Genomic DNA, 14,068 nt, shown 5'->3' on the forward strand with positions numbered 1-14,068 from the left:
CCCCCGCGACCCCGCAGACCCCCCGCTAGCCGTACCGACCCGGGCGGGGTGTGGCGCGCCATCAGGCACCCGACCCGCCGGCGCGGCACTAGGCGCTCGGTGCACCTGGCATGCTGGAGCCATGACCGGCGAACCTGATCCGATCACCGTCCCCTTCGGAATTCCCGCGTTGGAGGCGGCGACCCCCGCCCCGAAGCTGAGCGCCGCACAGGTGCTCATCATCACCGGCATGTCGGGGGCCGGGCGCACCCGGGCCGCCGCCGTGCTCGAGGACCTCGACTGGTACGTCGTGGACAACCTGCCCGCCGAGATGCTCGTGCACCTCGTCGGGATGATGAACCGCGGTGCCCCGGGGGTCGGCGTCAAGCGCCTCGCCGCCGTCGTCGACGCCCGCGGCCGGGAGTTCTTCACCGACCTCGCCCAGGTGCTCACCACCCTGCGCGCGTCGGGCATCGAGTACCGGATCCTGTTCCTCGACGCGTCCGACGAGGTGCTCGTGCGGCGCTTCGAGGCGGTCCGCCGCCCGCACCCGCTGCAGGGCAAGGGTCGCGTCCTGGACGGGATCGCGGCCGAGCGCGCGCTGCTCGCCGACCTGCGCGAGCGCACCGACGTGCTCATCGACACCTCCGACCTCAACGTGCACGACCTCGCCCGTGAGGTCCGCGCCGCCGTCGCCGGCACCACCGAGGACGCGCTGCGCATCAACATCGTCTCGTTCGGGTTCAAGTACGGGATCCCGCTCGACGCCGACCACGTCGTGGACGTCCGCTTCCTGGCCAACCCGTACTGGGTCACCGAGCTGCGGCACCTGACCGGCCAGGACGCCCCGGTGCGCGACTACGTGCTCGGGCTGCCCGGGGCGCGCCTGTTCGTGGAGCGGTACGTCGCCGCCCTCGAGCCCGTCCTGGCGGGCTATCTGAAGGAAGAGAAGCGATACGTGACGATCGCGGTCGGCTGCACCGGCGGAAAGCACCGGTCCGTCGCGATCAGCAACGCGATCGCGGGCGAGCTGCGCGCGCTCGGCCAGCAGGTCACCGTCGCCGCCCGCGACCTCGGCAAGGAGTAGTCCGTGAGCGCTGCGCGGCTCGCCGGGCCCGTCGTCGTCGCGTTGGGTGGGGGGCACGGTCTGGCCGCGACCCTCTCCGCGCTGCGCCTGATGTCGGACCGCCTCACCGCGATCGTCACCGTCGCCGACGACGGCGGCTCGTCCGGCCGGCTGCGCGCCGAGCTGGGCGTGCTGCCCCCGGGCGACCTGCGGATGGCGCTGACCGCGCTGTGCGACGACACCGAGTGGGGCCGCACCTGGAGCGACCTGCTCCAGCACCGGTTCACTTCCGCCGGCAGCCTCGACCAGCACGCGGTCGGCAACCTGCTCATCGTCGCGCTGTGGGAACAGCTCGGGGACACCGTGGCCGGCCTGGACTGGGTCGGCCGGCTGCTCGGCGCCCGCGGCCGGGTGCTGCCGATGGCGGCCGTCCCGCTCGCGATCGAGGCCGACGTCGTGGATTTCACCCGCTCCGCCGGCGTCGCGACCGCGACCAGGCACGTCGTGCACGGGCAGAGCCTGGTGGCCGTCACCCCCGGCCACATCGAGCAGATCCGGCTGGTGCCAGCCGATCCGCCCGCATGCCCCGAGGCGATCGAGGCCATCGACGGGGCGGACTGGATCATCCTCGGACCCGGGTCCTGGTACACGTCCGTGCTGCCGCACCTTTTGGTCCCCGAGCTCGCCGCCGCGCTACACCGGACCAAGGCGCGGCGCTGCATCACGCTCAACCTGTCCGCCGAGGAGCACGGCGAGACGGACGGCATGACCGCGACCGAGCACCTCGAGGTGCTGCACGAGCACGCCCCGAACCTGCGCATCGATGCGGTGATCGCCGATCCCGCGGCCGTCGAGGACGTCGGGCCGCTCGTGTCGATCGCCGCCGACCTCGGTGCGCGCCTCCTCCTGCGGCAGGTCCGGACCGGCGACGGGACCCCTCGGCACGACCCGCTACGCCTTGCGGCGGCCTACCGGGACGTGTTCGATGACTTCCTCGGGGACGTCGGGTTAAGAACGATGTAGATGGCAGGATGACGCCATGGCGCTGACGGCACAGGTGAAGGATGAGCTCGCTCGGCTCCATGTCGACAGGACGTCCTGTCGCAAGGCCGAGGTGTCCGCGACGTTGAGATTCGCGGGCGGGCTGCACATCATCTCCGGCCGGATCGTGATCGAGGCCGAGCTCGACACCGGGATCGCCGCGCGCCGGTTGCGGCAGGCCATCTCGGAGGTCTACGGGCACACCAGCGACGTCATCGTCGTCTCGGCCGGCGGGATCCGTCGCGGCAGCCGGTACGTCGTGCGCGTCGTGAAGGACGGCGAGTCGCTCGCCCGCCAGACGGGCCTGCTCGACAACCGCGGCCGGCCGGTGCGCGGGCTGCCCCCGCAGGTCGTCTCCGGCGGGATCGGGGAGGCCGAGGCCGCCTGGCGCGGCGCCTTCCTCGCGCACGGCTCGCTCACCGAGCCCGGTCGCTCCGCCTCCCTGGAGATCACCTGCCCCGGCCCCGAGGCGGGCCTCGCGCTGGTCGGTGCCGCGCGGCGGCTCGGCATCGCGGCCAAGGCGCGCGAGGTGCGCGGCGTCGACCGGGTCGTGATCCGCGACGGCGACGCGATCAGCGCGATGCTGGTCCGGCTCGGCGCGCACGACGCGATGATGGTCTGGGAGGAACGACGCATGCGCCGCGAGGTGCGCGGCACCGCGAACCGCCTGGCGAACTTCGACGACGCCAACCTGCGCCGCTCGGCCCGGGCCGCCGTGGCCGCGGGCGCCCGCATCGAGCGGGCGTTCGAGATCCTCGGCGCGGAGCTCCCCGACCACCTGCGCGAGGCCGGCGAGCTGCGCCTCGCGCACAAGCACGCGTCGCTCGAGGAGCTCGGCAAGCTTGCCGATCCGGTGCTCACGAAGGACGCCGTCGCAGGTCGGATCCGTCGCCTGCTGGCCACCGCCGACAAGCGCGCGGCCGACCTCGGGATCCCCGACACGGAGTCCGGGCTCAGCCCCGATCTGCTGGACCTCTGACCCGCTCCCGCGAGAGACGTTGGTCCCCGCGCGAACCCGCCCAGGGGGTATAAACTCAAACCATCCGGTGGCCTTGAGCAGGTCAAGAAAGCGCGATCTTGCGCGGGCCCCGGACACGCACTTAGTGTGCGGACTCATCTGTCATTGGCAATATGTGCGCCGGCGTGTGCCGGCGCTGAGGAGGCAATGTGACCATCCGCGTTGGTATCAACGGCTTCGGCCGCATCGGACGTAACTTCTACCGGGCCATCCTGGCGTCCGGTGCCGACATCGAGATCGTCGGCGTGAACGACCTCACGGACAACAAGACCCTGGCGACGCTGCTCAAGTACGACTCGATCCTCGGCCGGCTGCCCGCCGAGGTCACGTACGACGACAAGTCGATCACGGTGGACGGCAAGGCCTTCCGCGTGCTCGCCGAGCGCGAGCCGGCCAACCTCCCGTGGGCCGAGCTCGGCGCCGACATCGTCATCGAGTCGACCGGGTTCTTCACGGACGCGACCAAGGCGAAGGCGCACATCACCGCCGGCGCCAAGAAGGTCATCATCTCGGCTCCGGCCAAGAACGAGGACGGCACGTTCGTCGTCGGTGTCAACCACACCGACTACGACGCAGCGACGCAGCACATCATCTCGAACGCGTCCTGCACCACGAACTGCCTCGCCCCGATGGCCATGGTCCTCGACAATGCCGTGGGCATCGTCAGCGGCCTCATGACCACGATCCACGCCTACACGGGTGACCAGAACCTGCAGGACGGTCCCCACAAGGACCTGCGCCGCGCCCGCGCCGCCGCGATCAACATCGTGCCGACGTCGACCGGTGCCGCCAAGGCGGTCTCGCTCGTTCTCCCGCAGCTCAAGGGCAAGCTGGACGGCTTCGCGCTGCGCGTCCCGGTCCCGACCGGCTCCGCCACGGACCTCACCTTCACGGCCTCTCGCGAGACCACCGTCGAGGAGATCAACGCGGCGATCAAGGCGGCCTCCGAGACCGCTGAGCTCGCGGGGATCCTGGAGTACACCGAGGACCCGATCGTGTCCTCGGACATCGTGACGAACCCGGCCTCCTCGATCTTCGACGCCGGCCTCACCAAGGTGAGCGGCACGCTGGTCAAGGTCGTCTCCTGGTACGACAACGAGTGGGGTTACTCCAACTCCCTCGTCAAGCTCACCTCGTACGTGGGCGAGCGGCTCTGACGCTGCTGACATTCTGAGCAGCTGACTTGCGTCCGCGTGCGCCGCGCGACCTTCTCAGGTCGCCGGAGCACGCGGACGCTGTCGCGTGACGACCCCCCACGACCCCCCACCTTCCGGAGTGCAACATGAAGACGATCGACGACCTCGGCGACCTCCGCGGCAAGCGCGTGCTGGTGCGATCCGACCTCAACGTCCCCCTCGACGGCACGACGATCACCGATGACGGCCGCGTGCAGGCCGCCGTCCCGACGCTCCGCAAGCTGATCGACGCGGGCGCGAAGGTCGTCGTCGCCGCACACCTCGGCCGCCCCAAGGGCGCCCCCGAGGCCAAGTATTCCCTCGCGCCCGTCGCGGTCCGCCTCGCCGAGCTGCTCGGCGTCCCCGTCCGCCTCGCGCAGGACACCATCGGGGAGTCCGCGACGGCGACCGTCGCCGCCCTCGGGAACGGCGAGGTCGCCCTCCTCGAGAACATCCGCTTCGACCCGCGCGAGACGTCCAAGGACGACGCCGTGCGGGCGACCCTCGCGGACGACCTCGCCAAGCTCGCGGACTTCTACGTCTCGGACGGCTTCGGCGTCGTGCACCGCAAGCAGGCGTCGGTCTACGACATCGCCCTGAAGCTGCCGTCCGCCGTCGGCGGGCTCGTGCTCAAGGAGGTCGAGGCGCTGCGCAAGGCGACCGAGAACCCGGCGCGGCCGTACGTCGTCGCGCTCGGCGGCTCGAAGGTCTCCGACAAGCTCGGCGTCATCGAGAACCTGCTCGGCAAGGCCGACCGCCTGCTCATCGGTGGCGGCATGGCCTACACGTTCCTCGCCGCCCAGGGCTACCCGGTCGGCAAGTCCCTGCTCGAGTCGGACCAGATCGACGCGGTCAAGGGCTACCTCGCCCTCGCGAAGGAGAACGGCGTCGAGATCGTGCTGCCGACCGACACGGTCGTCGCGGACACCTTCGCGCCAGACGCCCCGCACGACGTCGTGGCGTCCATCGCCATCCCGGACGACCGGATGGGCCTGGACATCGGTCCGGAATCGGCCAAGCTGTTCGCGAGCAAGCTGCTCGACGCGAAGACGATCGTCTGGAACGGCCCGATGGGCGTGTTCGAGTTCGACGCGTTCGCCGCCGGGACCCGCGCTCTGGCGCAGGCGCTCGTCGACGCGGGCGCGAACGGCGCCTTCTCGATCGTCGGCGGCGGCGACTCGGCCGCGGCCGTGCGCCTGCTCGGCTTCGACGAGACCAAGTTCGGCCACATCTCCACCGGTGGCGGTGCGAGCCTGGAGTTCCTCGAGGGCAAGACCCTCCCGGGCATCGCCGTGCTGGACGCCTGAACAAACCCTTTCCGTACCAACGCAAGGAGCCCCTCGTGGCAAACACTCGCACCCCGCTGATGGCGGGGAACTGGAAGATGAACCTCGACCACCTGCAGGCGCTGCACTTCGTGCAGAAGCTCGCCTGGACGCTCAAGGACGCCAAGCACGACTACTCCACGGTCGAGGTCGCGGTGCTGCCGCCGTTCACCGACCTGCGCACCGTGCAGACGCTGGTCGACGCCGACAAGATCGAGATCGTCTACGGCGCGCAGGACGTCTCGGCGAACCTCTCGGGCGCCTACACCGGCGAGATCTCGCCGGCGTTCCTGGCGAAGCTCGGCGCGACCTACGTCGTCGTCGGGCACTCCGAGCGTCGCCAGTACCACGCCGAGGACGACGCTCTCGTGGCCGCGAAGGCGAAGTCGGCCTTCAGCCAGGGCGTCGTGCCGATCGTGTGCGTCGGTGAGGGTCTTGACGTCCGCAAGGCCGGCCAGCAGGTGCCGTACACGCTCGCCCAGCTCGAGGGCTCGGTTGCCGGTCTGACCGCGGAGGAGGCCGCCAAGGTCGTCATCGCGTACGAGCCGGTGTGGGCCATCGGTACGGGCGAGGTCGCGACGCCCGAGGACGCGCAGGAGGTCTGCGAGGCGATCCGTACCAAGCTCGCCGAGCTGTACGACGACGCCGTCGCGGCGGCCGTCCGCGTGCTGTACGGCGGTTCGGTCAAGTCGGGCAACGTGGCGTCGATCATGGCGAAGCCCGACGTCGACGGTGCCCTCATCGGTGGCGCGAGCCTCGACGCCGACGAGTTCGCGAAGATCGTGCGCTACCAGGCGCACGCCGTCGCGCTCTGAACCGGTGAATTGCTGAAGTCTGCGGTAACCGGCGACGTTCCCCGCGCGGGGAACGTCGCCGGATCGGGCGCTCGTCGCCTACCCTTGTCGCGGCGCCTGCCCGGCGCCGTCCGCCGAACTGTGAGGAAGCGACCCACCCGTGGACGCCCTGCGTATCTCTCTTCAGGTGCTGCTGGTCATCACCAGTGGCCTGCTCATCCCGCTCGTGCTGCTCCACAAGGGCAAGGGCGGCGGCCTGTCCGACATGTTCGGCGGCGGCGTCTCGAGCAGCATCGGAAGTTCCGGAGTTGCCGAGCGCAACTTGAACCGCCTAACGATCATGATCGCCGTACTCTGGGCAGTAGTCATTGTGCTGCTGGGTCTGATCCAGCGCGTCAGCAACTGACAACCTAGGGGGCAGTCATGGCCAGTGGCAGTGCAATCCGTGGTTCCAGAGTCGGAGCCGGCCCGATGGGAGAGGCCGAACGGGGCGATGCCGCCCCGCGGATCTGGATCTCGTACTGGTGCGCGAACGGGCACGAGACCCGGCCGAGCTTCGCCGAGGAGGCCGGCCTGGCCGCACCACTGACCTGGGACTGCCCGCGGTGCGGGTATCCCGCCGGTCAGGACGAGGCCAACCCGCCCACCCCGGTCAAGAACGAGCCGTACAAGACCCACCTGGCCTACGTCAAAGAGCGCCGCACCGAAGAGGACGGCGAACTGATCCTCGACGAGGCCCTAGCCGCCCTCCGCGCCCGTCGCGGCACCGCGTAACAAACCCCACCCCACCCCGCGCCGGCTGGTTCTAGCGGCCGGGGGAGGCTGCGGCTGCGTCTATCAGCCAGAGGGTGCGGTCGCGGCCGACGGCGGCCGCGGCCGGCGTGGTCGCTACCGGCGCGCCGTCCAGGGCGGACGCCAGGGCGTCGGCCTTCTCCGGGCCTGCGGCTACCAGCCAGACCTCGCGCGCGGCGTGGATCGCCGAGAGCGTGAGGGAGACCCGTTCCGGTGGCGGCTTGGGGGAGGCGTGCACGCCGACGGTCGAGGTGTCGCTCACCTCGAGCTCCGGGTGGCCCGGGAACAGGGACGCGATGTGCCCGTCCGGTCCCATGCCGAGCAGCAACACGTCGAAGGCCGGCACCCCGTCCGGCGCATGGCCGGCCGCGGCGGTCGCGGCCGCGGCAGATTCGTCGAAGGCGGCGCGGGCCGCCCGGTCGCCGAACGCCGCCATGGAGGCATGGTCGCCGAACGCGGCGTGCGACGCCGTGTCCGGGTACAGGGCGGTCTCGGCGAGCGCGCCGGACGACGTCGGCGCGGCGTCGACGGCCTCCGCGAACTTGGCGAGCTCGAGCGCGTAGGCCGCCGCGGAGTCCTCCGGCGAACCGATCCCGGGCGCGTCCGCGGCCGGCATCGGGTGCACGTTCTCGGCCGGCAGCTCGTCGCCGAGCGCGTCGATCAGCGCGCCGCGGGCCTGCGTCTCGTTGCGGTCCGGGTGACCGGTCGGCAGGAACCGCTCGTCCCCCCACCACACGTGCACGCCGCTCCAGTCGACGACCCCGCGCAGCGGGCTCGTGGCCGCGGCGGCGAGGATGCCGATCCCGACGGTCCCCCCGGTCACGACCAGGTGCGCGGGCCGGCGTACGGACTGCACGTCCAGCAGCCGGATCAGCAGGCGCGCCGCGACCGACTGGGCCAGCACCTCGGCGTCGGGCAGGACCACGACCTCGCGGGCGCTCACGTGAGCCTCGCCAGGCCCTTGGTCAGCACGTCGGCATAGACCTCGTCGGAGTCGAGCCGGCGCAGCTCCTCGGCGAGGCATTCCGCCAGCTGGCGGATCGGCAGCGCGATGCGGTGCTCGGGCTGGTCCGGCTGGCGCAGCGCGGCCGTCTTGCCGTCGGGGCGGTCCAGCACGATCGGCCCGGAGTGCCGCTCGAGGCGGACCATGGTGATCGCCGGCGCATCCGCCTGACGTTCGATCACCACGGGGCACCGCAGCTCCTGCGCGAGCCACGCGGCGATCAGGTCGACGCTCGGGTGCGTGCTCTCACCGGCGACGACGACGCGGGTGACCTTCTCGTACGGCGGCTGGTCGAGCGCCGCCGCGAGCAGGCCCCGCCACAGGGTGATCCGCGTCCAGGCGAGGTCGGTGTCGCCCGGCGAGTACACCCCGGCGAGCCGCTTGAGCGTCGCGACGGAGTCACCGCACTTCGTCGAGTCGGTGATGCGTCGCTGGGCCATCCGGCCGATCGGGTCCGCCGAGGGCACCTCGGGCGGGCTGTACGGCCACCACGCGACGATCGGGGCGTCCGGCAGCAGCAGCGGGATGACGAGCGTGTCGCCGTGCTCGCGCAGCTCCCCCGAGGGGTGCAGCACGATCACCTCGCTCGCGCCCGCGTCGCCGCCGACGCGGATCTGCGCGTCGAGCTCGCTGGTCTCGCGGGTCAGGTCCGGGGCGATGACGATGACGCGGCACGGGTGCTCCCGGCTCGCCGAGTTCGCGGCCTCGATCGCCTCTTCGACGTCGTCCGTGCCGACGTCGACGATCAGGGTCAGGACGCGGCCGAGCGCGACGGCGCCGCCCTCGTCGCGGAGCTTGACCAGTCGCTTGTTGACGTCGTTGGTCGTGGTGCTGGGCATCTCGATGATCACCGCGGGAGCCTCCTGGTCCGGATGCGGGAAGGGGAAGTAACGCAGGCCGTCACGGCAGCCGCCAGGTCCGGCCGTCGCGGGCCATCATCTTGTCGGCGGACTCCGGGCCCCAGGTGCCCGAGCGGTACGCCTCGGGCTTGCCCTTCGCGGCCCAGTACTTGGTGATCGGGTCCAGGATCTTCCAGGACAGCTCGACCTCCTCGTTCCGCGGGAACAGCGGCGGGTCGCCGAGCAGGACGTCCAGGATCAGGCGCTCGTAGGCCTCCGGGGAGGACTCCGTGAAGGCGTGCCCGTACCCGAAGTCCATCGTGACGTCGCGGACCTCCATGGCGGTGCCGGGAACCTTCGCGCCGAACCGCAGGGTGACGCCCTCGTCGGGCTGCACGCGGATGACGAGCGCGTTGCTGCCGAGCTCCTGGGTCGCGGTCGACTCGAACGGCAGGTGCGGCGCGCGCTTGAACACGACCGCGATCTCGGTCACGCGGTGCCCGAGGCGCTTGCCGTGCCGCAGGTAGAACGGCACGCCGGCCCAACGGCGGGTGTCGATGTCGACCCGGATCGCTGCGTACGTCTCGGTGGCCGAGTCGGCGGGGATGCCGTCCTCGTCGAGGTAGCCCTTGACCTCCTCGCCGCCCTGCCAGCCCGCGGAGTACTGCCCGCGGGAGGAGTGCTTGCCGATGTCCCGGGGCACGCGCACGGCGGAGAGGACCTTGATCTTCTCCGCGCGCAGCTCCGCGGCCTCGAAGGAGACGGGCTCCTCCATCGCGGTCAGCGCGAGCAGCTGCATGAGGTGGTTCTGGATGACGTCGCGGGCCGCGCCGATGCCGTCGTAGTACCCGGCCCGACCGCCGACGCCGATGTCCTCGGCCATCGTGATCTGCACGTGGTCCACGTAGTTCGCGTTCCAGATCGGCTCGAAGAGCTGGTTGGCGAAGCGCAGCACCAGCAGGTTCTGCACCGTCTCCTTGCCGAGGTAGTGGTCGATGCGGAACACGTCGTCGGGGTTGAAGACCTCCGAGACGACCTCGTTCAGCTCGCGCGCGCTCTCCAGGTCGTGGCCGAACGGCTTCTCGATGACGACGCGGCGCCAGGAGCCCTCCTTCGGCTGGGACAGTCCCGACTTGGCGAGCTGGCGGCAGACCAGCGGGAACGCGCTGGGCGGGACGGACAGGTAGAACGCGTGGTTCCCGCCGGTGCCCCGCTCGACGTCGAGCTCGTTGACGGTCTTCGCGAGCCGCTCGAACGCGGCGTCGTCGTCGAACTCGCCCTGCACGAACCGGATGCCCTCGGCGAGCTGGCGCCAGGTGGCCTCCCGGAAGGGGGTTCGCGCGTACTTCTTGACCGCGTCGTGCACGATCTCGGCGAAGTCCTGGGTCTCCCAGTCGCGCCGGGCGAACCCGGTGAGGCCGAAGCCCGGGGGGAGTAGGCCGCGGTTCGTGAGGTCGTACACCGCGGGCAGCAGCTTCTTGCGGGCGAGGTCGCCGGTCACCCCGAAGATGACCAGTCCGGACGGTCCCGCGATGCGCGGCAACCGCCGGTCGCGCGGATCCCGCAGGGGGTTGTCGTCCCGGGTGACCTTGTGCGGGCTCATGCTGACACCCTTTCTCCGCGTAGCAGTTCCGTCACGCGCGGGAGCGCGGCCGGTTCGGTGAGGTGCAGACGCAGGAGCGGACGGTCGCGGTCCGCGAGGACCGCCGCGTCCCCGGCTGCCTGCGCCGAGATCAGGTGGCCGAACGTGAACGGCCGGCCCGGGACCTGGGGGTCGTGCGTGGGGGCGCCGGTCACCTGGAGGTAGGCGCCGCCCTGGTGCGGGCGGCCGGCCGCGGACCCGAACCGCGGGCCCCAGCTGAACGTGACGGGACGCCGGGTCCGGGCGGCCAGCGCGTCGCGCACCGAGGCCAGGTCGGCGTTCGCCTCGCGGTCGAGGAAGGCCATCACAGCCAGGTAGCCCGCCGGTCCGACGGCGCTCAGCAGCGCGTCGATGGCGCCCTCGAGGTCGCGGACCCCGTCCAGCAGGCCCGGGGTGGCGCGCACCTCGATGCCGGCGTCGGTGAACGCGGCGGCGTCGGCCCCGGGCTCGGCGTCGGGGCGAGCCTCGAGCACGGTGAGCAGGTCTCGCGCGGTCGATGGCGCCGTCGCGGCCTCCGGCTGGTCGAACGGGTTGATCCCGAGCAGGCGCCCGGCGGCCGCCGTCGCGTACTCCCAGAGCAGAAATTGCGCACCCAGGGCGCCGGCGACGGTGACCTCGTCGCCCCCAGCTGCATCCGCCTCGGCCGCGCTCTCGCTCGCGTCGTCGATCTCGTTGGCGAGCGCGACGAGCCGCACCCCGAGCACGTCGGCGGCGGGGGAGGCGAGCTCGGGGGGTGCACCCGTGGGGCTGTTCGTCACGATCGGGAGCAGGCCCCGGCCGGAGCGTCCGGTGGACTCCGCGATGAGCTGCTCGGCCCAGTCGCCGAGGCCGAGCGAGCCGGAGCCCTCGTCGACGAACACGAGCTTGTCGCGCAGCGGCGTCGTGCCCGCGATCGCGGAGGCGAGCACGAGCGCCGGGTTGGACTCCGTATCTTCGGCGAGGACGTCCGCGACCGCGGCGGCCTCGTCGAGCAGGCCGGCCGCGTCCGCGCCCGCGAGGGCGGACGGCACGATCCCGTACGCCGACAGTGCGGAGTAGCTCCCGCTCACGTTCGGGTCGGCGAGGAACACCGCGCGGTAGCCGGCAGCCCGGGACACCGCCTCCAGAGCGGAGCCGGGGTCGGTCACGACGACGATGTGCCGCGCCGCGTCGAGGCCCGCCGCGGCGAACGCGGCTTCGAAGGCGCGCCGCTGGGAGTCCGTCTCGAGGGTCCCGCCGGACTTGCACGAGACGACGAGCACGGTGCGGGCGAGGTCGCCCGCGAGCGCGGACCGCACCTGCGCCGGGTCGGTCGAGTCGAGCACGACGAGCGGGACGCCCGCGGTGTGCGAGATGACCTCGGGTGCCAGTGCGGACCCGCCCCGCCCGGCCAGCACGACGCGGTCGATGCCCTCGGCCGTGAGCTCGGCGCGCAGCGCCTCGAGCTCGGGCAGGATCGCGCGGGTCGTGGCGTGCAGCTCGGTCCAGCCGAGCAGGGGCGCGGAGCCGGCCTGCGGCGCGCGCCCCCACAGGGTCGAGTCCCTCGCGGCGATCCGCGAGGCGACCTTGTCGTTCGCGAGCCCGTGCGCGTGGGTGGCGACGGCCTCGGCCGCGGCGCCCGCGGCGGTGACCTCGAGCAACGCCTCCTCGCCGTCGCCGGCCCAGGACAGCAGCCAGCCGCCCTGGCCGGTGGTGGACTCGTCGGGGTCGCCCAGGATGCGACCCTCGTCCGTGCTCACAGCAGGGACTCTTCGGTGCTCTTCGACGCGCCGACGCGCTGCAGGCCGGCCGTGACGGTCGCCAACAGGTCGTGCCAGCTCTTCTCGAACTTCTGCACGCCCTCGATCTCGAGCGTGGCGGTGACCTTGTCGAGGTCGACGCCGAGCAGCGCCAGCTCGGCGACCACCCGGGCGGACTGCGCCTGGGTGCCCGTGACGGTGTCCCCGCGCAGGTCGCCGTGGTCCGCGACGGCCTCGAGCGTCGCCGCGGGCATCGTGTTCACGACGCCGGCCACGACCAGCTCGTCGACGTACCGGGTGTCCGGGTACGCCTTGTCCTTGACCCCGGTCGACGCCCAGAGCGGACGCTGAGGCTGGGCGCCGAGCGCGGCGAGGCGCCCCCAGCGCTCGCCCGCGACGGCCTCCTGGTACACGCCGTACGCGAGCCGCGCGTTCGCGATCGCGGCCTTGCCGCGCAGCGCGGCGGCCTGCGGGGTGCCGATCGCGTCCAGCTGCGCGTCGATCGCGACGTCGACCCGCGAGACGAAGAACGACGCGACCGAGCCGATCGGGGCCAGCGCGTGCCCGGCGGTGTGCGCGAGCTCGAGCCCGGTGAGGAAGGCGTCGAGCACCTCGCGGTAGCGGTCGAGGGAGAAGATCAGCGTGACGTTGACGCTGATCCCGTCCGCGAGGGTCTGCGTGATGGCCGGCAGGCCCTCGCGGGTGGCCGGGATCTTGATGAAGATGTTCGGCCGGTCCACCAGCGCCCACAGCTCGCGGGCCTGGTTGATCGTGCCCTCGGTGTCCCGCGCCAGGCGCGGGTCCACCTCGATCGACACGCGCCCGTCGACGCCGCCGGTGGCCTGGTGCACGTCCTTGAAGACGTCGGCCGCCGCGCGCACGTCGTCGGTGGTGATCGTCGTGACGGCCTCGTCGAGGCCGACGCCGGCCGCCGCGAGCTCACCGAGCTGGGCGTCGTAGGCGTCGCCCCCGGCGAGGGCGCCCGCGAAGATCGTCGGGTTGGTGGTCACCCCGACGACCCGACGCGTGCGCGTCAGGTCGTCGAGGTTCCCGGTGACCAGTCGCTCGCGCGACAGGTCGTCGAGCCAGACCGCGACCCCAGCCTCAGTGAGTGCATCGAGCGGTGTCGCCGTGGCTGTGTTCTCGGTCATGACTCTCCTGTAGATAGTGGTGCTGGTCAGCTCGCAGAGCTCAGAGCTGGTCGCCGGTACCGCTCGCAGTCGGTGCCGGCGGGGTGCTCGACGGGGCCGAGTCACCGCGGACCTCAGCGAGCGACTCGTGCGCGGCGGCCACGACGGCCTCCGCCGTGATGCCGAACTCCTCGTACAGGGTCTCGAACGCGGCGGACGCGCCGTAGTGCTCGAGGGATACCGACCGGCCGGCGTCGCCGACGAGCTTGTGCCACGACATCGCGATCCCGGCCTCGACCGATACCCGGGCCTTCACGGCGCGCGGCAGAACGGCCTCGCGGTACGCGTCGTCCTGCTCGGCGAACCACTCCTGGCTGGGCATCGACACGACGCGGGTGCCGATCCCGGCGGCCTCGAGGGTCTCGCGCGCGGCGACCGCGAGCTGGACCTCCGAGCCGGTGCCCATGAGGATGACGTCCGGCGTGGGCGTCGAGGACTCGAGCAGGACGTAGGCGCCCTTGTCGACGCCGACGGCGGACGCGTAGC

Annotated in this window: 14 protein-coding genes; 8 read left to right on the forward strand and 6 right to left on the reverse strand. The window is 71.9% G+C overall.

Annotated features, from left to right (window positions below):
- Positions 1-121 precede the first annotated feature (121 nt).
- The 8 genes from rapZ (at position 122) to VIM26_RS12915 (ending at position 7,172) form a co-directional block, all read left to right on the forward strand.
- Entirely contained in the window at positions 122-1,066 is a 945-nt protein-coding gene (gene rapZ, locus VIM26_RS12880; protein WP_331951771.1) for an RNase adapter RapZ, read from the forward strand.
- A gap of 3 nt (positions 1,067-1,069) precedes the next feature.
- Positions 1,070-2,068, forward strand: coding sequence for a uridine diphosphate-N-acetylglucosamine-binding protein YvcK (locus tag VIM26_RS12885; protein ID WP_331951773.1), 999 nt, complete (start codon positions 1,070-1,072; stop codon positions 2,066-2,068).
- Between the two features lie 16 nt (positions 2,069-2,084).
- Positions 2,085-3,065 (forward strand): DNA-binding protein WhiA, encoded by a 981-nt coding sequence (whiA, locus tag VIM26_RS12890; RefSeq protein WP_331951775.1) that lies wholly within the window; start codon positions 2,085-2,087, stop codon positions 3,063-3,065.
- A 188-nt stretch (positions 3,066-3,253) separates the two neighbouring features.
- Positions 3,254-4,261 (forward strand): type I glyceraldehyde-3-phosphate dehydrogenase, encoded by a 1,008-nt coding sequence (gene gap / locus VIM26_RS12895; protein ID WP_331951777.1) that lies wholly within the window; start codon positions 3,254-3,256, stop codon positions 4,259-4,261.
- A gap of 125 nt (positions 4,262-4,386) precedes the next feature.
- The gene (locus VIM26_RS12900; protein ID WP_331951779.1) at positions 4,387-5,586 is read left to right on the forward strand and encodes a phosphoglycerate kinase; all 1,200 of its coding nucleotides are present in this window, start codon (positions 4,387-4,389) and stop codon (positions 5,584-5,586) included.
- Positions 5,587-5,621: 35 nt separating this feature from the next.
- Complete coding sequence (gene tpiA, locus VIM26_RS12905; RefSeq protein ID WP_331951781.1) at positions 5,622-6,419, forward strand: triose-phosphate isomerase; 798 nt, start codon at positions 5,622-5,624, stop codon at positions 6,417-6,419.
- A 139-nt stretch (positions 6,420-6,558) separates the two neighbouring features.
- Entirely contained in the window at positions 6,559-6,804 is a 246-nt protein-coding gene (secG, locus tag VIM26_RS12910; RefSeq protein ID WP_331951783.1) for a preprotein translocase subunit SecG, read from the forward strand.
- 17 nt (positions 6,805-6,821) lie between these two features.
- A complete protein-coding gene (locus VIM26_RS12915; RefSeq protein ID WP_331951785.1) occupies positions 6,822-7,172 on the forward strand; it encodes an RNA polymerase-binding protein RbpA in 351 nt (116 codons plus the stop codon).
- A 31-nt stretch (positions 7,173-7,203) separates the two neighbouring features.
- Here the strand turns inward: VIM26_RS12915 and pgl are convergent, their stop codons facing one another.
- The 6 genes from pgl to VIM26_RS12945 form a co-directional block, all read right to left on the reverse strand.
- Positions 7,204-8,133 carry a 6-phosphogluconolactonase gene (gene pgl, locus VIM26_RS12920; RefSeq protein ID WP_331951787.1) on the reverse strand — a complete coding sequence of 310 codons (930 nt, stop codon included), beginning with the start codon at positions 8,131-8,133 and terminating at the stop codon, positions 7,204-7,206.
- Entirely contained in the window at positions 8,130-9,044 is a 915-nt protein-coding gene (gene opcA / locus VIM26_RS12925; protein ID WP_331951789.1) for a glucose-6-phosphate dehydrogenase assembly protein OpcA, read from the reverse strand. The genes pgl and opcA overlap by 4 nt, the downstream gene beginning before the upstream one ends.
- A gap of 49 nt (positions 9,045-9,093) precedes the next feature.
- Positions 9,094-10,635 carry a glucose-6-phosphate dehydrogenase gene (gene zwf, locus VIM26_RS12930; protein WP_331951791.1) on the reverse strand — a complete coding sequence of 514 codons (1,542 nt, stop codon included), beginning with the start codon at positions 10,633-10,635 and terminating at the stop codon, positions 9,094-9,096.
- On the reverse strand, positions 10,632-12,392 hold the full coding sequence (locus tag VIM26_RS12935; protein WP_331951793.1) for a glucose-6-phosphate isomerase: 1,761 nt from the start codon (positions 12,390-12,392) through the stop codon (positions 10,632-10,634). Before VIM26_RS12935 ends, zwf begins: the two co-directional genes overlap by 4 nt.
- Positions 12,389-13,543: a transaldolase gene (tal, locus tag VIM26_RS12940; protein ID WP_331951795.1), complete on the reverse strand. Its 1,155-nt coding sequence runs from the start codon at positions 13,541-13,543 to the stop codon at positions 12,389-12,391. The genes VIM26_RS12935 and tal overlap by 4 nt, the downstream gene beginning before the upstream one ends.
- Before the next feature lie 40 nt (positions 13,544-13,583).
- The coding region (locus tag VIM26_RS12945; protein WP_331951797.1) for a transketolase-like TK C-terminal-containing protein at positions 13,584-14,068 on the reverse strand (485 nt) is incomplete at its 5' end.

The organism is Pengzhenrongella sp. (genome assembly GCF_036565025.1).
GTDB lineage: Bacteria > Actinomycetota > Actinomycetes > Actinomycetales > Cellulomonadaceae > Pengzhenrongella.

Coding starts and splice junctions, on each gene's coding strand:
- zwf (WP_331951791.1), bottom strand. CDS start 10,635: ATGAGCCCGCACAAGGTCACCCGGGACGACAACCCCCTGCGGGATCCG.
- rapZ (WP_331951771.1), top strand. CDS start 122: ATGACCGGCGAACCTGATCCGATCACCGTCCCCTTCGGAATTCCCGCG.
- VIM26_RS12915 (WP_331951785.1), top strand. CDS start 6,822: ATGGCCAGTGGCAGTGCAATCCGTGGTTCCAGAGTCGGAGCCGGCCCG.
- whiA (WP_331951775.1), top strand. CDS start 2,085: ATGGCGCTGACGGCACAGGTGAAGGATGAGCTCGCTCGGCTCCATGTC.
- VIM26_RS12900 (WP_331951779.1), top strand. CDS start 4,387: ATGAAGACGATCGACGACCTCGGCGACCTCCGCGGCAAGCGCGTGCTG.
- tal (WP_331951795.1), bottom strand. CDS start 13,543: ATGACCGAGAACACAGCCACGGCGACACCGCTCGATGCACTCACTGAG.